This is a genomic window from Corynebacterium drakensteinense, assembly GCF_041224285.1.
Taxonomy (GTDB): domain Bacteria; phylum Actinomycetota; class Actinomycetes; order Mycobacteriales; family Mycobacteriaceae; genus Corynebacterium.
The window spans coordinates 45462-65203 of sequence record NZ_JAXOFP010000006.1; the positions used below are offsets into that span (position 1 = coordinate 45462).

The window sequence follows — 19742 nt, forward strand, 5'->3', positions numbered from 1 at the left end:
GGATGACCTCTGGCGCCGACGGCGATGCACCCCAGTCTAAGTCCATGACCTTCGGGGCCGCCTGGCGCGATCTATCACACGGCCTCAAGCAGCACGAACTGTGGCTGCTGCTAGGTTTGCAAGATATGAAGCAGCGCTACCGGCGTTCGGTGTTAGGGCCGTTTTGGATCACCATTGCTACCGGCGCTATGGCTACTGCGCTGGGCTTTTTGTACTCCATGCTGTTTGACATCCCCACCGCGGAATTCTTGCCACACGTGACTGTGGGCTTGATCATGTGGACGTTCATTTCGGGCTGCCTGAAAGAAGGCGCGTTGATCTTCATCGACAACGAGGGGCTGATCAAACAGCTCCCCGCCGCGATTTCTGTGCACGTCTACCGGCTGGTGTGGCGCCAGCTGTTGTTCCTGGCGCACAATATGATCATTTGGGTCGCGCTGATCATCATCTTCCCACGTCACCTGGGCTGGGAGGTACTGCTAGCCATCCCCGGGCTGGTGTTGTTGGTGCTCAATGGCGCGTGGGTATCAATGTTCTTCGGTATCGTCGCCACCCGTTTCCGCGACGTCGCCCCGCTGCTGGAAGCCCTGACCCAGTTGCTGTTTTATGTCACCCCAATCGTGTGGACGGTGCGCACGCTGGAAGAACAAGGCGGTGACGGCATCGAAGGCCCTGCCCGCCTGGTGGAGTTGAATCCACTATTCCACTACCTCGAAATCGTTCGTGGCCCACTGATCGGCCAGCCTGTCGACGCCTACCACTGGTGGGTCGTGCTGGGCTGCACCGTCGCCGGATTTGGTCTGGCGTTGCTGGCAATGAAGCGCTGGCGTTTCCGCGTTAGCTACTGGGTTTAATTTAGCTGGGTTTCATCCTGCGGGATTGTTTAAGGAGTTTCCACCATGGTCTCAATCGATACCTACAACGCCTGCGTCGATTTCCCGATTTTCGATGCCAAGTCACGCTCACTAAAAAAGGCAATGCTGTCCACCGCCGGCGGCGCGTTGGGGAAAAACGCCAGTAACACCGTCGTCGTCGAGGCGCTGCGTGACATCAACTTGCACCTGCGCGAAGGCGACCGTGTTGGGCTGGTCGGCCACAACGGCGCAGGTAAATCTACCTTGCTGCGCCTGCTGTCCGGCATCTATGAACCCACTCGTGGCAGCGCCGATGTGCGCGGCCGCGTTGCCCCGGTGTTTGACCTGGGTGTGGGCATGGACCCGGAGATTTCCGGTTACGACAACATCATCATCCGCGGGCTTTTTTTGGGCCAGTCGCGCAAGCAGATGGCGAAGAAGATGGACGAGATCGCGGAGTTTTCCGAGCTCGGCGACTACCTGCGTATGCCCCTGCGCACCTATTCCACCGGTATGCGCGTGCGCTTGGCGCTGGGTGTGGTCACCTCTATTGAGCCGGAAATTTTACTTCTCGACGAAGGCATCGGCGCCGTGGATGCCGCCTTCATGGCCAAAGCCCGCGTGCGCCTGCAAGAGCTGGTCAAACGCGCCGGTATTTTGGTGTTTGCTTCGCACTCCAACGATTTCTTGGCGCAGTTGTGCAACACGGCGTTATGGGTGGACAAGGGCGAGATCCGTTCCGTGGGCCGTGTGGAGGACGTCGTCGAGGACTACGAAGGCGTCGATGCCGGTAATTACGTGCGTGATCTGGTACGACGCTTCCAGAACTAAGCGTTTCCAGAGTTACCCCCAACCTCAGCAATAGGATGGATTCCATGACAGCTTCTTCTGCTTCGCCAGAGCCAACCTCTACGTCGTCGCTGCGCCGTACTGGCACCACCGCCGCGGTGATCGTGACCCACCGCCGCGCCGAGCTGCTGCGCGCCTCGCTCGAGCAGGTAGTTGCGCAAACGCACCCGGTTGACTGGATCATCGTCGTCGACAATGGAGCGGAATCGGCGGTGGAAACGCTTGTCGACGACTTGGCCGGCGAGCGTGGCCACTATTTGCCGAGCCACACGAACCTCGGTGGTGCCGGTGGTTTCGCTTATGGTTTTCTCACGGCCCTCGCGCTGGGCGCGGATGCCATTTGGTGTGCCGACGACGACGGCCGCCCCGCCGATAAGCACGTGCTAGACAAGCTGTATTCCGTAGCCGAATCCCACGGGCTGCACCAGGTCAGCCCAGTCGTGTGCAATATCAACGATCCGCAGCGCCTGGCCTTCCCGCTGCGGCAGGGCCTAGTTTGGCGTCGACGCGTGGATGAGTTGGACGGCGAGTTTTTGCCGGGCATCGCCTCGCTGTTTAATGGCGCGCTGATTTCGGCTGCCGCCATGGAGCAGATCGGAGTGCCGGATTACCGTCTGTTTATCCGTGGAGATGAGGTGGAATACCACCGTCGCCTGGTCAATTCCGGTTTAGGTTTTGGCACGTCCCTGACTGCGGCGTATTTACACCCGGATGGTGCCGACGAGTTCAAGCCGATTCTCGGTGGCAAGATGCACACGCAATTTCCCGATAATCCAGGCAAGCGATTTTTCACCTACCGCAACCGCGGTTATATCTTGTGGCAGCGTGGAATGAAGAAGCTGTTGCCGCAGGAATTCGCCCGCTTTGGGTGGTTCTTCTTGGTCCAGCGGCGTGATTTCGCTGGTTTTAAAAACTGGTTGCGCCTGCATAATCGGGGACGCACGGAAGATTTCCGTCGACCTCAGGGTTAAGAAAACTGTTACCTGGGCTTTACAGGTGGTGCTATGACTCCGCTGTCGGCTGCCCAGGCCGGGAGCATGATTAATTTAGACTGTCCAAGGTTTGCCGTAGTTAATATCCGGGGTACTGGCATGAGGAAATTGGGCAAGAAGATAAGCACTCATCCAAGGACACGGAACCCTCCAAAGATGAAGATCCTGCCGATTCCACACTATGTCACCATATTCTTCTCCGGTTTCAGCTTGGGCTGGCCAAGGCCGTGGCACCCCCACATAATTCATGGGAATAGTGGCTCTACGCCCCACCGGATCCATCCACTCAAAGTCTTCCTCCCAGCCCTCGCAAGTAATACTACTGAAATACACAAAAACCTCTTTTGGGGTGCCGGAGACTTCGTGAGGATTTTCCAAGATTAATTCTTCATACAGAATTTCGTGCTCAACTTGTTTACCTTTTTCTATCCAATCCAAAACCTCATTTTCACTAAAACTGGCACCAGCAAGAACCTGTAAACCCCACCTCATATCCATTTTATGCAGCGGCTTTCGGTTTACATAAGCGAGAAAAACCTTGTCAGGTGGAGCAGACTGCACAGTATTTTTCCTTGACTCCATCAAGGAACCTCACAATCATGAACTACGCAACATTTACCTGGGCAATGCGTCGCCATTTCTCAATTCGCTGCGCGTTAAATCGGCTCAGCGTTTTTAAAAATGAACAGGCGCTGCACGAAGAAGTTGATGACCGTGGCAGTACCCTGCGCGATCACGAACGAAACCGCCAGCGCAATCGAGTCTGCCCAGCCAAAAACTTCCGAAAACAACTCGAAAAGCAGACGCGAACCACCGACGTTAATCAGATACGTCATCGTGTACAGCAACGCCACCGCCGCGAAGCGTCGGAAAGATTTCTGCGCCCGGAACGTCCACGCGCGGTTCAACAAATACGCCGTCAGCGTGCCAAAAATAAAACCAACGGTACGAGCCCAAAACGGAGCCAAGGCTTCCAGGCCGATCTGCAGAATCCACGTCAACGAAAAGTCCACGATCGCAGCGACAATGCCCGTGAGCAAGAATTTCAGCGACTGCGTCTGCAGCTTCTTCGAATCATCCACCGACGACGAACGCAGCGCCTGCACCGCGGAAAACTTAGGCATGAAACTCACTCGACTTTCTCGGCAAACACTCTGCCAGCAACGGCAAAACCAGAAATGGCAAACAACAACTGCACAGATCCTACCTAACCGGCAGCCGATTCACCCCGCAACAAAACGCGATACAAATCCAACCGATCCACCGGCGCCACCGACGCCACACACTGCGCCAACACAGAAAGCGAATCTGCACACAACTGGCGTGGCTTAGCGCTCTGGCCTGTCTGGACTGATCGCCCAGCATGTCCAAGTGCTTCGAACAACACGCCAGCCACATCGTCGGTCATTTCTGACCCGCCCATGCACGAAAGCCCCAGCACACATGCCCAAAACGCTTCCCGCCGCCGCGGCTCGGTTTCCAGCGGCAACTGTTCCAACCGCGCGCGCACCTGCGCATCCACCGCGCACTCCCGGCCCACATCGATCGCCTGCAACAACGGCACCAAATCCGTCACCCCAGAGCGGCGAATCAACGCCCCGACCTCCGGGTTGACCTCCGCCAACACCTGATCGATAGCATCAGGGCCGGTCAGCTGTGCATTAATCGCGGTGAGATCAAACTTGCTGCCCAGAAAAGAACCCGAGCCGCCCACACACAGCGCCACCGGGGTTTCCTTATCGCGCGGGTACGTCTCCACCGTCTGCAGTTGGAAGACCCACAAGCCCCAGTGAAAATTCACACCGGCGTGCTCGCTGCCCAGGTATTCACCAACCAGGTGCTGAGGATCAACGCGGGAGGTTTCTGCGCGGGAGGTTTCTGCGCGCGAGGTCGTCGGCAAGCGGCCCGTCGTCGTGAAGTGCCAGGGGGTTTGCTCGTCGCGTAGGTCAAAGCAGGTCACGAGAACGTCGGCAAGCTCCGCCAGCGTCAGCGACTCCGAGACGCCGATATGGCGATGAATCTCATAGTCGTCGCGCACCAGGGAAGCGCGCACGATGACAGTCCGCTCCCGCAAAAAGACGACGTTGCTGTGCGTGCGCATGCGCCCCAGGGTAGACGAGCAGGCCTAAGCACGTAGGCTGAGATCATGTTCGGAAAACGGAAAAAAGACTCCTACGACGCCGAAAATGACCGCCTGAACGGCTCGTATGTCGCCTCACAGGAAACCAACCTGCCGCTGGATGAGTTCATGACGCGGCTGTTCGCCGAGGAACTGCCGATGTTGGATAGCACCTCCCGGCGTGAGGTGTACCGGCTGCTGCGCGAATACGACGGAGACACGATCACCTCACAGGACGAGTTGCCTGCCCCCATCCGCGAATTGATGGACTTATAGTAATAGCTATGGAATTACACACCAGCGAAGCCACCCTGCACGGCTGGGGCCGCACCGCCCCTACCCGCGCGCAAGTTCTCAGCACGGAAGACCTCGACACCATCGTCGCGGCCGTCAAGCAGATTGCCGACGATAATGCCGACAAGCCGGATCACCTCAAGCGTGGCGTCATTGCCCGCGGCATGGGCCGTTCCTACGGGGACCCGGCACAAAACGCTGGTGGTTTGGTCATCGATATGCAGCCCTTCAACAAGATCCACTCCATCGACCCGGACACCGCTTTGGTCGTCGTCGATGGTGGTGTCACCCTGGACCAGTTGATGAAGGCTGCTTTGCCGTATGGCCTGTGGGTTCCGGTGTTGCCGGGTACCCGGCAGGTGACCATCGGTGGTGCGATTGGCCCGGACATTCACGGGAAAAACCACCACTCGGCTGGTTCTTTTGGCAATCATGTCGTTTCCATGGATCTGCTGGTTGCCAGCGGCGAGATCCTCACGCTGACCCCCGGCGGTTCCGAGGACGACCCAGACGGCGAGCTGTTCTGGGCGACGGTCGGCGGGATGGGCTTGACCGGCATCATCGTGCAGGCAACCATCCGCATGACCAAAACCGAAACCGCGTTTTTCATCGCTGATGGTGATCTGACCAGGGATTTCGACGAGACCATCGAGTTCCATGCCGACGGTTCCGAGCACAACTACACCTATTCCTCGGCGTGGTTCGACGCGATCAGCCCGGAGCCAAAACTCGGCCGCGCAGCAGTCTCACGCGGCAGCTTGGCGACGTTAGACCAGCTGAAAGAACTCGCCCCGAAACTGGCGAAAGACCCGCTGAAGTTCAGTGCACCGCAGCTGATTACCGTGCCGGATATTTTCCCGAACTTCACCATGAACAAACTGACGATGAAGGCCGTCGGCCAAGCGTGGTGGCTGAAATCCGGCGAATACCGTGACCAGGTACAGAACCTGACGCAGTTTTATCAGCCGCTGGATCTCATCGGCGAATGGAACCGCGGCTATGGTTCGCGCGGATTTTTGCAGTACCAGTTCGTGGTTCCGCGTGAGGCCACCAGCGAGCTGAAATCAATCGTGCGCTCCATCCAGGCTTCCGGCCACTACAGTGCGCTCAACGTCTTCAAGCTCTTCGGCGAAGGCAACCGGGCGCCGCTGTCATTCCCGATGCCGGGCTGGAATATCTGCGTCGACTTCCCGATCAAGCCAGGCTTGGGCCACTTCTTGGACGAGCTGGACAAGCGCGTCCTCGACTTCGGCGGCCGGCTGTATTTGGCGAAAGAATCGCGCACCTCGGCGGAGAAATTCCACCAGATGTATCCACAGATGCAATCGTGGTTGGATACCCGCAATGAGATCGACCCGACCGGTGTCTTCGCCTCTGACATGTCGCGTCGACTAGAACTGCGCTAATCCCCGCCCCCAAAAAAGATTTTTAAGGACTTTATTTATGTTGAATGCTGTAGGCCAAGCCCAGCACATTTTATTGCTCGGTGGAACCAGTGAGATCGGCGTGGGCATCGCCCGCGAACTGCTGCACGCTGGTCCCGCGAAAATCACCCTGGCTGCGCGCAAAGACTCCCCGCGCGTGGCAGATTCCAAGCGCACCCTGGAAGACGCTGGTGCCAGCGAGGTCAACGTCATCGATTTCGATGCCACCGACTTCGATTCCCACCCTGGCGTGCTCGACGAAGCCTTCGCCGCCGGCGATGTGGATGTCGCGGTGCTCGGCTTCGGCACCCTGGGCGACCAAGAAGAGCTGTGGCAATCCCACGAAGCCGCGGTGGCTTCGGCCCAGGTGAACTACACCGGTGCGATCTCCGTCGGCGTTGCTTTGGGCCAGAAGATGCGCGCCCAGGGCCACGGCACCATCGTCGCGCTGTCCTCGGTCGCCGGCATGCGTGTGCGTCGTTCCAATTTCGTGTACGGCGCATCCAAGGCTGGCGTCGACGGTTTCTTCGTCAACCTGGGTGAGGCTTTGCGCGATTCCGGTGTGAACGTGCTGGTCGTGCGCCCAGGCCAGGTACGCACCAAGATGTCCGCGGAAGCTGGCAAAGCACCGCTGACGGTGAACGTAGAAGACGTCGCCAAGGCCACCGTTGATGCGATCAAGAGTGGCAAGGATAATATCTTCGTCCACCCACTGTTCCGCTACGTCTCGCTGGCGTTCCAGTTCATCCCGCAGCCGATTTTCCGCCGCCTGCCGTTCTAAGCTTCCTGCCCAACAAGAAACCCTGAATGAACAAACAAGACCAACTCACCCGGCCCCAGATTTTTAGCGCTCTAGCCTGCACGGGGCTGGGCAGTTTTGTTGCCGCACTGGTGGCCTGGATCATCCTGGATCGCACCAACCTGCCGGCGTTTAATACCTCCATGGTCACCCGCGGGCTGGCCACCGCCGTGTCGGTGGGCTTGCTCGTGTTGGTGGCCGTGTTGCTGTGGCAATGGCGCAAAACTGACAACCGCGCACACCCGCAATGGCGCACCGCGCTGACCTACCTGGTCAGCTACCTCTCGCCTGCGGGGCTGACCGTCGCCACGCTGGGAATCCCGCTTTCTGCCACCCGCCTGTGGCTCGACGGGCTGCAGGTTGATCAGCTGTTCCGCACGCAATTCCTCACCCGCACCGCCACCAACCTCGGCTACCAGGACATGAACTACCTGGATATGCCGACCTACTACCCGCTGGGCTGGTTCTGGGGCGGCGGGCGCCTGGCCAACCTGCTGGATATGCCCGGCTGGGAGGTCTACCAGCCGTGGGCGTTGGTGTCCTTGGCGACGGCGGCCGCGCTGTTGGTGCCGGTATGGCAGGCATTAACGGGCTCGCTTCCCTTGGCGACGACGCTGGCGCTGGCAAATACCGCGGTCACGCTGTCGATGGCGGCGGATGAGCCCTATGCCGCAATCGTCGGCATGGGCATGGCCCCGGCCGTCGTGATGGCGGCCCGTGCGGTGCGTGGCTCCTGGCTGGCTGTGGCCGGTGTGGCGATCTACCTCGGGGTATCGGCAACAATGTACACGCTGTTCGTTGGCGTGACCGCGCTGATCACCATTGTGCTGACCATCCACTATTTCTGGACCAGCCAACCGGGTCAACGCAACATCGGCCCGTTTATCCGACTGGCGGTGATGGGGCTGGGATCAATGGCGATCGCCGCTATTTCCTGGGGGCCTTACCTCTACCTGGTGGCCACGGCGGGCTATAAGCCATCCTCAGTAGCCCAGCACTTCCTGCCTTCCGAAGGTACACAGGTTCCGCTGCCATTTTTCGAGCTGTCTGCCCTGGGCTTTTTCTGCCTGATCGGTCTGCTCTACCTGGTACTGCGCAGCACACGCCGCCCGCTGCTGATCGCCATCATCGTGCTCTACGGCTGGGTGCTGGCGTCGATGCTGCTGACGCTGTTGGGTTCTACCCTACTGGGCTTCCGCATCGAACTACCGATCGCGCTGATCTTGTCCACCGCAGGCTTTTTCGCCTTCGCCGATACCGACCGCACGAAGGTGGTGCGCTTTTTCGAATCCCGCAAACTAAATCTCAGCGCGCGGCAACTGTCCGGGGCGTTTACCGTGCTGGTGCTGGCAGCCAGCATCGGCTACGCGCAGCAGATTTCCGCGACCAACGAAGATGAAATCGACCACGCCTATACCGATACCGATGGTTACGGCGAACGCGCCGATCATTACGCCCCGGGTGCGGCGAAGTACTTCCAGGACATCGTCGCCAAGCTGGGCACCTCGGGTCATTCACCGACCCAGACGGTGCTGCTGACCGATGAGAACTCGCTGCTGTCCTACTACCCGTTCTATGGTTTTAACGGCTTTACCTCGCACTATGCCAACCCGATGGGCCAGTACACCGAGCGCAACGAGACCATCCAGGCCTGGGCGGAGGACTCTTTCGACGCATTGGCGGACCCGCAAGATTTCGCCGCCGCGCTGGAAGATACCGAGTGGAAAGGCCCGGATGCCTTCGTCTTCCGCGGCGATATCGACGACGACGAATACAAAACGCACATCGCGGTCGATCTCTTCCCGAATAACCCCAACGTCGCCTACGAAAGCGTGTTCTTCAACGCCGAGGTTTTCGCGGACGAAGATTTGTGGGATACCGAACAAGTGGGCCCGTTCGTGGTGATTAGCCGCAAGTAATCCAGCCGGGTCTAGAGCGAAATTCCGGCCTGGCTGCACTAGACTGACACGTTGTGTCACCTCAACCTCTCAACCCTCAGTCAGTCGGAACCGAGGAGTCTGCGCAGCGGGCAGCAAGCGCTAAGCAGGCCTCTGATCCTACCGCGGCCTCACGTGCCCACGCCGTGCATATTCTGGCGGTCATCTCGGGTGTGCTGGGCTTTTTGCTGTTTATTGCCACCCCGCTGCTGCCGGTAAACCAGACGCAGTCGTCGTTTTCGTGGCCACAAAATGAGTCGCTGAATTCGATCAACGCGCCACTGATCTCGGTGGCGCCGGAATCGTTTCATGCCACGGTTCCGGTAGCGGCGCTGGATGGCTTGCGTGACGACGAAACCCTCGTGCTGGGCACCGTCCCACAGGATTCGACGGAATCGTCGAACCGCGGGCTCTTCGTGCGTTCCACCGACGGCGGGTTGGATGTCTTCGCACTCGACGAGGTGCTGCTCAGCCTGGAACCGGCGCAGGTAGCAGCGCTTGCCGACGACGCCCAGGTAGAGATTTCGGTGACTGCCGATGGCGCTGAGGTGGCCGTCGGCAAGCACTCGGAAAAAACCGAGGACGATCTGCGCCCGCAGGTCACCGGCATTTACACCGAGCTCGTGGACGATCCAGACAATTATGCTGCGCTGACCGCGGCGGGCCTGGACGTTGATGTAGAGATCAACTCGCGTTTTACTTCCACCCCGACGCTGGTGAAATCGCTGGCCATGGGGCTGGGCGTGTTCTTCATGGTGCTCTCGCTGATCGCGCTCGCGCGGATGGATCTGCTGGATGGCCGCAAGGATCTGCGCGTGCTGCCGGCCCGCTGGTTCACGCTGCGCCCACTGGATGGCCTGGTGGTGGCTGTACTGGCGTTTTGGCACGTTTTTGGCGCTAATACCTCGGACGACGGCTACATCCTGACCATGGCGCAGGTGACCGAGCACGCTGAGTACATGGCGAATTATTACCGCTGGTATGGCGTTCCGGAATCACCGTTCGGCACCCCGTATTACGATCTGTTGGCGCTGTTTGCCGCGATCTCCACCAACTCGCTGTGGATGCGCCTGCCCGCGCTGCTGTGTGGTCTGGCGATCTGGTGGGTGCTCTCGCGCGAGATTCTGCCGCGCCTGGGAGAGATGGTCAACGAGCGTCGCGTGGCGCATTGGACCGCCGCGCTGGTGTTCTTGGCGTTCTGGTTGCCGTTCAACAACGGCATCCGCCCAGAGCCTTTCGTCGCCTTGGGTGTAGTACTGACCTGGGTTTCTTTCGAGCGCGCGATTGCCACCCAGCGCCTGCTGCCGGCCGCGATCGGCACTTTCTTGGCGACGGTCACCCTAGCCGCTGGCCCGACCGGCCTGTTCGCCGTCGGCTCGTTTTTGATCGCGCTGCCATATCTGGTGCGGATTCTGCGCTATCGCGTGGAGCTTCTCAACGGCGGGAAGCTGGCCGCAGCCGCGATGATCGCGCCGTTTTTGGCTGCCGGAACGATGATCATGGTGATGGTCTTCAACAACCAGACCATCGCGACAGTGCTGGAATCGACCCGTGTGCGCGGCGAGGTCGGCCCGTCGCTGGAGTGGTTCTTCGAGTTCGTGCGCTACCAAACCCTGTTTGAACAAACCGTCGACGGCTCGTTTACTCGCCGTTTCGGCCCCGTCGTGATGTTCGCTTGCATCGCGCTGATTCTCTACGCGTTCGTGCGTGACCGGAAGATGGCCAACGGCCCGGCACTGCGCCTGGTGCTGATCGTGTTCTTGTCGCTGTTCTTCCTGATGTTCACCCCAACCAAGTGGACCCACCACTTCGGCATCTACGCCGGAATCGCTGCAGCGATCGCAGCGCTGGGGTCCGTGGTGCTCTCGCAAGTGGCGGTGCGTTCCCGGCGCGCGCGCATCCTGGCCATCGCCGGAGTGCTGTTCTTGTTGGCCTTCGCGCTGGCTGGTTGGAATGCCTGGTGGTACGTGTCGTCGTTCGGTATCCCGTGGTGGGACCGCACGATCCAGCTGCGCGGTATCGAGGCCACGAACATCGTCTTGCTGCTGGCGTTGCTGGTGTTGTTGGTCGGCGTGATCTATTCCTTACGCACGCCGAAGCCAGAACGCAACACCCGTTGGGCTGGCGTGATGGCCGCACCGATCGCGGTGGTCGCTGCGCTGGCAGTGGCGCTGTCGGTGGCATCGTTTGCCAAAGCCTTTGCCGATCAATACCCGTCGTATTCCGTCGGCAAGGGCAATGTGCGCGCGCTTACCGGCAATCACTGTGCACTTGCCGACGACGCTCTGCTGGAAACCAACACCAACGAATCGTTTTTGACCCCAGTTTCCGGCGAGCTCGGGCAGTCCCTGGAAGCGGGCGAATTGCGCGGGTTTAGCCCGAATGGTGTTCCTTCCGAGATCGAACCAGACGGCGGCGATTCTGCTGCCGTCGGTGTGATCGGTGATGCAAGTTCGCCCACCAGCGCTGGTGCGGGTTCGGAATCGACGGAAGAAACCGAGGACGGTAACCGTGCCGACGTCGGCGTGAACGATTCCACGATTCGCCTGCCGTTCAACCTGGATTATTCGCGGGTTCCGGTGCTGGGTTCGTGGGCGGATGAGTCCGAACCGCAAAACGCTGCGGAGCTGACTACCGGCTGGTACGAGCTGCCGGAGCGTCGTGAATCTGCGCCGCTGCTGGTGGTTTCGGCTGCCGGGCGCATCGCCTACCACGACATCAACGGCATCGAGCAAGAAGGCGAAGAGCTGTTGCTGGAATACGGCACCCGCGGGTCGAACGGCAAGGTCACTAACACCAAAAAGTTGGAGATGATGGACGTCGGCCTGCGCCCCGATTGGCGCAACCTGCGCTTGCCAATAGACGAGATCCCGGAAGAGGCCAATGTGGTGCGTGTCGTCGCCAAGGATTATTCGCTGGACCCAGAAGACTGGATCGCGCTGACCCCACCGCGCAATCCGGAGCTGCAACCGCTGAGTGAGCGTTTCGACGGCGATGCTCCGGCGTTGCTGGACTGGTCCACCGCCTTCCAATTCCCGTGCCAGCGCCCATTCGACCACTACGCTGGTGTCACCGAGATTCCGGAATTCCGCGTGCTGCCGGATTCGGATGCGCAAACCCAGCTGGGCGGTTTCCAGGACTACTACGGCGGTGGCGCGATGGCCACTGCAGAGGCGGTCAACTGGTCGTATGAGATCCCGGGCTACTTGGATGGTGACTGGAACCGCGACTGGGGCGCGGTGCACAAATACGAGCTGCGTCGCAATTCCGCGGGCCAAGCCCCAGATGAGGCTACGATCGAGTACACCGAACACACCCGCAGCGGTTTGTGGCACAGCTCGGATATGAAAATCCGCGAAGAACGGAGTTAAGTAATGGCAGCAGCGATTTTCGCCGCCAGCCTGCTTGCCGTGGTAATTCTGCCCGGCTTTCTCGCCGGGTGGCGCGCGCGGTTATCAGTACCGGTCGCACTACTGGCAGCCCCGGCGGTAACCTTCGGCATCGTCGCTGCTGGCGTGCAGATCAGCAACGTTTTTGGCGCTCGGTGGAGCGTGCCGACGGCCGCGATCACGCTGCTGCTCGCGCTCGTGCTGGCAGAAATCTGGGGGCGTTTCGCCCCAGTGCCGTCCCGTCGTTGGGAAGCAAACGATTGGCTGCCGGTCGCCGGCGTGGCCGCAGGCACGGTGACCATCGGGGGGATGTACTGGAACTACCTGGCGGATGTACACCGCGGCATCGATAGCGTCTTCCAGGGCTGGGATGCGCACTGGCACGCGAACGTGCTGGCTTTTATCAGCGAAGAGGGTATTGCCGCGCCTGGCGAAATGGGGGCACTGCACCACCAGTTCACCGATGCCCCGATGTATTACCCCACCGCCTGGCATTCGGTGGTTTCCATCCCCGCGCGGTGGGTCGACCTGACGACGATGGCCGAGTACAACCTCGGCTCCGGGATCATGCTGGCACTGGTCACCCCGTGGGCGGTGGCTACACTGGCTGGTCTGCTGGGTGGACGTGCCGTGGCTGGTATCGCCGGCGCGGGCACCGCGTTTTTCCCCGCACTGCCGTGGATTGAGATCCGGGTAGCAGCCATCCCAGCAGCAACGTCGATGATGCTGGGCGTGATGGCGGCGGTGCTGACGATCCATTGTCTGCGCGATCGCCGGGCTATCCCATTCGCGATTCTGGCGTTGTTTGGCGCGCTGAGCAGCCAACCGCAGGGATTGCTGGTTGCGGTGTTCATCGTGGTTTTCTACTGGGTGTTCCACGCTTTGTTCGCACCGACGCGTTCGCGGTTGGGCGATTTCCTTACCTTGGCGGCAGTCGGTGCCGGCGCGGTGGCTACGGCGATCCCGGCTGCTGTGTTCCTGTTTGGCAACGAGGATGCAGAAGATTTCGGTGATTTCGCCCGGGCCTTCGAGGTCAAAGGTATTGATCGCACCGAAAGCTGGGGCCGGGCTGCCGGGCTGCTTACCCGCCACACCGACGAATTCGGCTCCACCACGCATTTGCTGGTCATTGGCGGCATCGGCGCGTTATTGCTGCTGTCCCGCAAAGTGGTGTGGCCGCTCGTCCTCTGGGCGTTTGGCGTGGTGCTTTCTGCGCACACCCTGCAGTATTTTGAGACCCCGGTGGGTGATTTCTTACAAAATTTCGCGGGGCCGTTTTATTCCGATCCGCGGCGGGTCAACGTGTGGGTATCCATTCTGGTGGCAGCGGCTGCCGCGATGCCGCTGGGCTGGATTGTTCATAAGTTCGCCGCGGCGATCAACAAAGATCGGATCCGCAAGCTACCTGTCACCGTCGGGGCCACCGGCGTCGTCATGGCCATCGTCGCCGGTGGCGCGCTAGTGACTTTGCAAGAACCCGCCAAGCGGCTATCGCAGGATTCTCGCAGCGGCCGCGTGGTCAGCGAGCGCGATTTGCAGGCTTATGATTGGTTGGCGCAACAACCTCATGCCTACGACGGACGCGTTTTCGTGAATCCCGATGAAGGCAACGGCTGGATGTATGCCTATAACCGGCTTGCCGGCACCGCGCGCCACTACTATTACACCGGTGGCGTGGAACCAGAGCTGAATGTCTTGACCACGCGCTTGAACCGGGCGGGCTCGGATGAGCAGGTCGATACGATCATCGAGCGCATGGGCATCAACTACGTGTTCATCAGCCCGCCGAATTGGTGGGGCCCGGAGGTGCAACCGCCGAACGACATGCTGCTGAACCTGCGGGATAACGCCCCTGGGCTGACGGAGGTGTACCGCAACCACGAGGTCAGCATTTATACGGTGGATGAGAGATTCACGGATGCGGAATTGGATAAAATTCGCAGCGACAGTCCGCACCCGCCGCACCCGCCGCAGACGCACTAAGCCGAAGGGCGTAACCTTAGGAACATGAAAGCTTTGGTTACCGGCGGTGCCGGATTTATCGGTTCTACATTGGTCGATCAGCTTTTGGCGCGTGGCGACGAGGTCGTCGCCCTCGACAACCTCAGTCGGGGCAAGCGCAGCAACCTGGAGCAGGCGCGCCAGCACGACGGCTTCACCTTCGTCGAGGCTGATATCAGCACCGCAAACCTCGAAGCGATCTGCGCTGAGCACGAACCAGAGGTGATTTTCCACCTGGCCGCGCAGATCGACGTGCGCCACTCGGTGACTGATCCGCTGCATGATGCGCAAGCGAATATCATCGGCACGATCCGCCTGGCCGAAGCCGCCCGCAAAACCGGGGTGCGCAAAATCGTCGGCACGCCATCGGGCGGTTCAATTTATGGGGTGCCGGATGACTATCCCGTCGATGAAACGGCGCCGATTGACCCGCACTCGCCATACGCGGCCAGCAAGGCGGCCGGCGAGATTTATTTGAACACCTACCGGCACCTCTATGGCCTGGAGTGTTCGCACATTGCTCCGGCGAACGTGTACGGTCCGCGGCAGGATCCGCACGGCGAGGCCGGGGTGGTCGCGATTTTCGCGCAGCGCCTGCTTTCCGGCGAGCCCACCAAAGTCTTCGGCACCGGCGGCAACACGCGCGATTATATTTTCGTCGACGACGTCGTGGCGGCCTACCTGGCTGCCTCGGGTTCTGCCGGAGATGGGGAGCGCTTCAACATCGGTACCGGCGTGGAAACCTCCGACCGGCAGCTGCACACTTTGGTTGCCGAAGCTGCCGGTGCTGCCGATACCCCGGAGTATGCCCCGGCGCGTCTCGGCGACGTTCCGCGCAGTTGTTTAAACCCAGCAAAGGCAGAGCGCCTGCTGGGTTGGCGCCCACAGGTCGATATCGCTGCGGGTGTGGCGAAGACCGTGGAGTATTTCCGGCGCTAGCGTTACTGCTGCTGGCCGCTAGCGGCGCTCGTGGCGTTCGTTGCTGGTTGCGGTATCGTCCGGCGCTTCGGCGGTTTTCAGGGCCACCGCACGCGCCAGGCGGGCGAAGCGCAATTCCTGCTCACGGAAGCGCAGATACGAGCTGATGGTGACGAACACAAAGGCCACGATCAGCCCATACAGCATCAGGTCGGTGCCGCGCTGCACGCCGACGAGCTGGGCCACCCAGGTGGTCGCATCCGGGAAGAGCACCGCGAGGATGGCGACGACCAAAAACACCACGAAGCCGATTTTCACGCCGGCTTTCGCGCGTGCTTTACGACGATTGCTCAGGAAATACAGGGTCAACGCGGCCACGGCGATGACCAGCAGAATTTGAATGATCAGCATTTAATCCAGCCTCTTTCCCAGTAGCCCGTCGGCAAGAATATTCACACCGTTGAACAGCGACTGGCCCTTCGACATGGAGTATTCGGTATAGAGCACGTCGACGGGTTCCTCGCCGACTTTCCACTCGCCGCTGGCCATGATGTCGACGAATTCGCTGGCGTGGCTCATGCCGTTCATGCGCAGTTGCAGTGCATTACCGAAACGCGGCCCCATCACGCGTAGACCGTTGTGCGCGTCGCTGAGACCCAGCCGCTTCAGCTTCGGCGACAACGCAACGACGATGCGCAGCACGATGCGTTTGATCAGCGGCACCTGGGAAGATTCGCGCTCATAAGCGCCGAAGCGTGTGCCGACGACGATGTCCAGCTCGTCTTTGCGCAGTCTAGCGACCATCTTTTCGACGTCGTGTACTTGGTGCTGGCCGTCGGCATCGAAAGTGACGAAGATGCGTGCTCCTGGTTGCGCACGGGCATATTCCACCCCGGTTTGGATCGCAGCGCCTTGCCCCAGGTTCACCGGGTGCTGCACCAGGTGTGCACCACCGGCGCGGATTTGTTCTGGGGAGCCGTCCTTCGAGCCATCATCGACCGCAACGATATTCGGAAAAGTCTTCCGCGCATTTGCAATCACGTCGCGGATCACCGTTGCTTCGTTGAAGCACGGGATCACCAGCCACACATCGGAATATTTCATCAAGCGTTACTATATCCTAATCAGACGCGATTTTCGTGGGTATACGCGCAAGCGTGGCGATATGCCAGGCGACTCCAGCCAACGGGCCCACCGCCAACGCGAGTGCGGAACGCGTCACCAAATCCAGCGGCACCAGCAACAGCAACATATAGGCAATCGCTGCAGCCCACCAGCCGAGGGTATAAGAGCGGTGACGCTGGTGCGCCAAGACCGCCGAACCTGTCACCATCAGCAGCGCGGTGCCCACCGAGGCCGCGGTCAAAATCGCCAGCACTGGGCCGGAGAGAATGAAATCGTCGTCCAGAAACAGCCCGAACAGCCACGGCCCGATCGCCCATGCCAGGCCCGCGCCGACGACACCCAGCACGACGAGCCCGGCCGCTGGCGCGCGCAAGGCGCCGAGTGGTTGCTCGCGGCGCCGTAGGAAGAACATGACGACGGCAGACTGGAACGCCGTCAGCGGGACCAACAATGGCGCGCGGGTCAACATCACGCAATACAGCAGTGCGGCGATGGGCACGGCGGTGGTGGTCGGCGAGATCGCCAGGCTGAGGTCGACGAGTGCCGGAAAACCAGTGACCATCAGCGCGGTCGCCGCGGTGGCAGCCATCGCGGACAGACTATTGCGCCAAAACTGCTGCCCAGTCACGTCAACCGCGGCATGTAGAAAGCCCGCCCGATCGCGCGAAGTGGCAATGATGATGATCCAAGAGATCGCACCACAGACCGTGGCGACCATGAAGCCGATTTGATAGCCGGCATCCGGAATCATCTGCACCGTTAGATAGTCCAGGGATAATACCGCGGCGATGATTAAGCGCAGCGCAGCATCCATGCCCAATAGTGCGGCGTAGCGGTTCCACCGTTGCGTGCCAGACAACAAGCCCGCCACCGTCTGCTGCACGAAAATGCTAGCGATGCCGAGGGCCATGAGAATACCCGCCCACCAGGAATGTTGCGGGGCCACCGACGGCGCCCACCACAGCGCTGATAACGCCGCGAAAGCGCCCAGCCCGATGCCGACGGCAGCACCGGTGCGCAGTGGGTCGGCCTGTTTTTTTGGCGTGGGGGTGGTGGGCTCGGTTGCCGCCTCGCCCACCGCGCGGGTGGTTTCTTGCAACATGCCGTTGGCCACGGCCGCGACCGCGAAAAACGAGGACCAAAACACCAGCCAACGATCAGCGCCATCGGTGCCCAAGACTGCTGCGGCCAACACCATGACCACATAGCCACTGGCTGCAGCAAAGACCATCGCCACTGTCATCCAACGCACTTTTTGGCCTTTCTACTCGGTATCAGGTTTCGGCGCACCAGGCTGTGCTGTCTGTGCAGTTCGTGCAGTCTGCGCTGCCGAACGGAACAGCACTCGGTAGACCAAACGCAGCAGCGGCCCTGGTAACAGACGAAAAGAGTTGCGCAGCAGGAAATTAAACACTGCACGCGGCCACGAAATCAGCCCATAGCTGACCAGGTTGCGCTGCAGTCGCCATTCGGAAAGAAAAGCCCGTTTGTTCAGGCGACGCTGAAACATCGCGTCGTTGACCCGAAAGTACAACAAAGGTTCCACTAAATTCGCTGCCTGCGCTCCGTTGGCCAGCATACGCGCGAAGAGATCATAGTCCTCTAAAAAGTCCACCGGCCGGTAACCGCCAGCTGCACGGACGCATTCAGTGCGCATGACGACGGTCGGGTGATTAAACGGCGTGGCGGTTTTAATTCGCGTGGCGATCTCGGAAGTCTTCGTGCCGGCACGTCGAGCGATCACGAGATCTTCCGGAGCACCGTGCCCGTCGCCGTTAAACTCGTACATGGCAGCACCCACCACATCCAGGTTTTCGTCGACAAGCACCTGGAGCTGAGTGGCAAAACGCTGCGGCAAGCACACATCATCGGCGTCCATCACCGCGACATAAGTGGTGGTCACTTCATCCAGGCTACGTTGGCGTGCGATCGCGGAACCGCGGTTTTCGGGCAGGCGGAATAGCGTAATGTACTCGGAGTATTCCGCGAGCACGGCATCGAGTTCCGCACCTAACGGACCGTCGGCGGTCACCAGGATTTTTTCTGCCTGCAGGGTCTGCCGGAGCAACGAGTCCAGGCATGCGCGCAGCGCAGCGGGTTTATCTTTGTGATACACCGGCATGATTACGCTGAGGTCTGTGCAGTGTTCCATCAGCGGGCGTCCCAAAACTCTGCGATGTTCTGGAGAGCTTCGCGCGAAACCATCGGGGTGGCCACATGCCGCTGAGCAACAAGGTCTTGTACCAACACTCGTGCATCTGTTGCTGGTGCGGAATCGCTGCTAGGAAATGTCACCGCGAGGGCAGCGTCAACAAGCTCGGCATTATCCAGCAGCAAATCGGCACCCGCCCACTTGCCCCAGGCGACAATCTCACCATCACCGCGGGCGGATTCCAACGCCTGGCGCACGAACGCGCGCGCCTGCTCGACGGTGGCTTCTGGCTGTAACGGAAAGTGCACGCTCAGAATCTGCCGCCCCGAAACCCCAGCGAGCCCGGCGATTTCCGGCTCCCAGGCCATCTCTCGTGCGGCACCGCCATACCACCAGCCACCAACCACCGCGACGGCCACACCGCGCGGGTTTTCTGGGATATACCAGCGGCCGAACTCGTCGTCACGCGTGTCGATACCACCGGCGAAGGCAGTCACCGGCAGCGAGTGATCCACCGCGCTGCCCAGCATGATCATCGCGGCATGCGTGATGCGATCCGGTAGCCGGGCGAGGTAATTTTCCAACTCCGCACGCTGCTCCACTAACTGCTCCGCGCGCTGCTCCGCGGCCCCCACCTGCTGTGCCTCGGCTTCCCAGCCATCGGGTTTGTCATAATGCGCGTCAATGAAAGAAGCCAGCTGTGCCAGGCGCTCGGTTTCAGGCATGTCGCGCTCGTGGCCGCCAATCTGAAAATCGTCGTACATCCGCGCTTCTTCGGCGCTCATGCCTTTCGGGCGCTGCTTGCTGACGTTCTTGTTGATCGCGCTGTTTTCCGTCATGCGTTGTAGTTTACGTGGCTTCTCCAAATGGCTCGGTACGATGGGAGCAA

Annotated in this window: 18 protein-coding genes; 10 read left to right on the forward strand and 8 right to left on the reverse strand. The window is 60.4% G+C overall.

Translation table 11 applies throughout. The features are described 5' to 3' along the window. Window positions 1–2: 2 nt before the first annotated feature. From wzm to glfT1, 3 genes are read left to right on the forward strand one after another with little or no spacing between them, the layout of a single operon-like run. Window positions 3–854 (forward strand): galactan export ABC transporter permease subunit Wzm/RfbD, encoded by an 852-nt coding sequence (wzm, locus tag U1140_RS04940; protein ID WP_144737585.1) that lies wholly within the window; start codon window positions 3–5, stop codon window positions 852–854. Between the two features lie 45 nt (window positions 855–899). Continuing rightward, window positions 900–1685, forward strand: coding sequence for a galactan export ABC transporter ATP-binding subunit Wzt/RfbE (gene wzt, locus U1140_RS04945; protein WP_147579049.1), 786 nt, complete (start codon window positions 900–902; stop codon window positions 1683–1685). A 44-nt stretch (window positions 1686–1729) separates the two neighbouring features. After that, window positions 1730–2674, forward strand: a complete 945-nt coding sequence (gene glfT1, locus U1140_RS04950; RefSeq protein WP_147579048.1) for a galactofuranosyltransferase GlfT1 — start codon at window positions 1730–1732, stop codon at window positions 2672–2674. A 75-nt stretch (window positions 2675–2749) separates the two neighbouring features. Here glfT1 and U1140_RS04955 read toward each other — a convergent pair whose 3' ends face one another. The 3 genes from U1140_RS04955 to U1140_RS04965 form a co-directional block, all read right to left on the reverse strand. Further along, window positions 2750–3256: a hypothetical protein gene (locus U1140_RS04955; protein WP_369846421.1), complete on the reverse strand. Its 507-nt coding sequence runs from the start codon at window positions 3254–3256 to the stop codon at window positions 2750–2752. Window positions 3257–3351: 95 nt separating this feature from the next. Then, window positions 3352–3819 (reverse strand): GtrA family protein, encoded by a 468-nt coding sequence (locus tag U1140_RS04960; RefSeq protein WP_023018545.1) that lies wholly within the window; start codon window positions 3817–3819, stop codon window positions 3352–3354. An 83-nt stretch (window positions 3820–3902) separates the two neighbouring features. After that, a complete protein-coding gene (locus U1140_RS04965; protein ID WP_369846422.1) occupies window positions 3903–4796 on the reverse strand; it encodes a hypothetical protein in 894 nt (297 codons plus the stop codon). A gap of 45 nt (window positions 4797–4841) precedes the next feature. On the opposite strand from U1140_RS04965, the gene U1140_RS04970 reads away from it, so the two are divergent. Genes U1140_RS04970 through U1140_RS05000 form a run of 7 tightly spaced genes read left to right on the forward strand, consistent with a single transcriptional unit; the run spans window position 4842 to window position 15597 of the window. After that, window positions 4842–5090, forward strand: a complete 249-nt coding sequence (locus U1140_RS04970) for a hypothetical protein (protein WP_144737470.1) — start codon at window positions 4842–4844, stop codon at window positions 5088–5090. A gap of 8 nt (window positions 5091–5098) precedes the next feature. Beyond that, on the forward strand, window positions 5099–6514 hold the full coding sequence (locus U1140_RS04975) for a decaprenylphosphoryl-beta-D-ribose oxidase (protein WP_369846423.1): 1416 nt from the start codon (window positions 5099–5101) through the stop codon (window positions 6512–6514). Between the two features lie 37 nt (window positions 6515–6551). After that, window positions 6552–7313, forward strand: a complete 762-nt coding sequence (locus tag U1140_RS04980; RefSeq protein ID WP_369846424.1) for a decaprenylphospho-beta-D-erythro-pentofuranosid-2-ulose 2-reductase — start codon at window positions 6552–6554, stop codon at window positions 7311–7313. A gap of 26 nt (window positions 7314–7339) precedes the next feature. Then, a complete protein-coding gene (locus U1140_RS04985; protein ID WP_369846425.1) occupies window positions 7340–9250 on the forward strand; it encodes a galactan 5-O-arabinofuranosyltransferase in 1911 nt (636 codons plus the stop codon). Between the two features lie 53 nt (window positions 9251–9303). Further along, entirely contained in the window at window positions 9304–12639 is a 3336-nt protein-coding gene (locus U1140_RS04990; protein WP_369846426.1) for an arabinosyltransferase domain-containing protein, read from the forward strand. A 3-nt stretch (window positions 12640–12642) separates the two neighbouring features. Further along, window positions 12643–14640 (forward strand): DUF6541 family protein, encoded by a 1998-nt coding sequence (locus U1140_RS04995; RefSeq protein ID WP_369846427.1) that lies wholly within the window; start codon window positions 12643–12645, stop codon window positions 14638–14640. Window positions 14641–14664: 24 nt separating this feature from the next. After that, window positions 14665–15597 carry an NAD-dependent epimerase/dehydratase family protein gene (locus U1140_RS05000; RefSeq protein ID WP_369846428.1) on the forward strand — a complete coding sequence of 311 codons (933 nt, stop codon included), beginning with the start codon at window positions 14665–14667 and terminating at the stop codon, window positions 15595–15597. An 18-nt stretch (window positions 15598–15615) separates the two neighbouring features. On the opposite strand, the gene U1140_RS05005 is transcribed toward U1140_RS05000, so the two are convergent. The 5 genes from U1140_RS05005 to U1140_RS05025 are packed head-to-tail and all read right to left on the reverse strand — an operon-like array spanning window position 15616 to window position 19692. Next, window positions 15616–15987, reverse strand: coding sequence for a DUF2304 domain-containing protein (locus tag U1140_RS05005; RefSeq protein WP_369846429.1), 372 nt, complete (start codon window positions 15985–15987; stop codon window positions 15616–15618). Continuing rightward, window positions 15988–16680 carry a glycosyltransferase family 2 protein gene (locus tag U1140_RS05010; protein ID WP_369846430.1) on the reverse strand — a complete coding sequence of 231 codons (693 nt, stop codon included), beginning with the start codon at window positions 16678–16680 and terminating at the stop codon, window positions 15988–15990. It abuts the gene before it with no gap. 16 nt (window positions 16681–16696) lie between these two features. After that, on the reverse strand, window positions 16697–17953 hold the full coding sequence (locus tag U1140_RS05015) for a polysaccharide biosynthesis protein (protein WP_369846431.1): 1257 nt from the start codon (window positions 17951–17953) through the stop codon (window positions 16697–16699). Between the two features lie 12 nt (window positions 17954–17965). Further along, window positions 17966–18853, reverse strand: coding sequence for a glycosyltransferase (locus U1140_RS05020; protein WP_369846432.1), 888 nt, complete (start codon window positions 18851–18853; stop codon window positions 17966–17968). Further along, on the reverse strand, window positions 18853–19692 hold the full coding sequence (locus U1140_RS05025) for an alpha/beta hydrolase family protein (protein WP_369846433.1): 840 nt from the start codon (window positions 19690–19692) through the stop codon (window positions 18853–18855). Before U1140_RS05025 ends, U1140_RS05020 begins: the two co-directional genes overlap by 1 nt. Window positions 19693–19742: the final 50 nt, after the last annotated feature.

Excerpts from the sequence above, each read along its gene's own strand:
- U1140_RS04995 (WP_369846427.1), top strand. The coding sequence starts at position 12,643 with ATGGCAGCAGCGATTTTCGCCGCCAGCCTGCTTGCCGTGGTAATTCTG.
- U1140_RS04970 (WP_144737470.1), top strand. The coding sequence starts at position 4,842 with ATGTTCGGAAAACGGAAAAAAGACTCCTACGACGCCGAAAATGACCGC.
- U1140_RS04975 (WP_369846423.1), top strand. The coding sequence starts at position 5,099 with ATGGAATTACACACCAGCGAAGCCACCCTGCACGGCTGGGGCCGCACC.
- U1140_RS05005 (WP_369846429.1), bottom strand. The coding sequence starts at position 15,987 with ATGCTGATCATTCAAATTCTGCTGGTCATCGCCGTGGCCGCGTTGACC.
- U1140_RS05020 (WP_369846432.1), bottom strand. The coding sequence starts at position 18,853 with ATGGAACACTGCACAGACCTCAGCGTAATCATGCCGGTGTATCACAAA.
- wzm (WP_144737585.1), top strand. The coding sequence starts at position 3 with ATGACCTCTGGCGCCGACGGCGATGCACCCCAGTCTAAGTCCATGACC.
- wzt (WP_147579049.1), top strand. The coding sequence starts at position 900 with ATGGTCTCAATCGATACCTACAACGCCTGCGTCGATTTCCCGATTTTC.
- U1140_RS04985 (WP_369846425.1), top strand. The coding sequence starts at position 7,340 with ATGAACAAACAAGACCAACTCACCCGGCCCCAGATTTTTAGCGCTCTA.
- U1140_RS05025 (WP_369846433.1), bottom strand. The coding sequence starts at position 19,692 with ATGACGGAAAACAGCGCGATCAACAAGAACGTCAGCAAGCAGCGCCCG.
- U1140_RS05000 (WP_369846428.1), top strand. The coding sequence starts at position 14,665 with ATGAAAGCTTTGGTTACCGGCGGTGCCGGATTTATCGGTTCTACATTG.
- glfT1 (WP_147579048.1), top strand. The coding sequence starts at position 1,730 with ATGACAGCTTCTTCTGCTTCGCCAGAGCCAACCTCTACGTCGTCGCTG.
- U1140_RS04980 (WP_369846424.1), top strand. The coding sequence starts at position 6,552 with ATGTTGAATGCTGTAGGCCAAGCCCAGCACATTTTATTGCTCGGTGGA.
- U1140_RS04960 (WP_023018545.1), bottom strand. The coding sequence starts at position 3,819 with ATGCCTAAGTTTTCCGCGGTGCAGGCGCTGCGTTCGTCGTCGGTGGAT.
- U1140_RS05010 (WP_369846430.1), bottom strand. The coding sequence starts at position 16,680 with ATGAAATATTCCGATGTGTGGCTGGTGATCCCGTGCTTCAACGAAGCA.
- U1140_RS04965 (WP_369846422.1), bottom strand. The coding sequence starts at position 4,796 with ATGCGCACGCACAGCAACGTCGTCTTTTTGCGGGAGCGGACTGTCATC.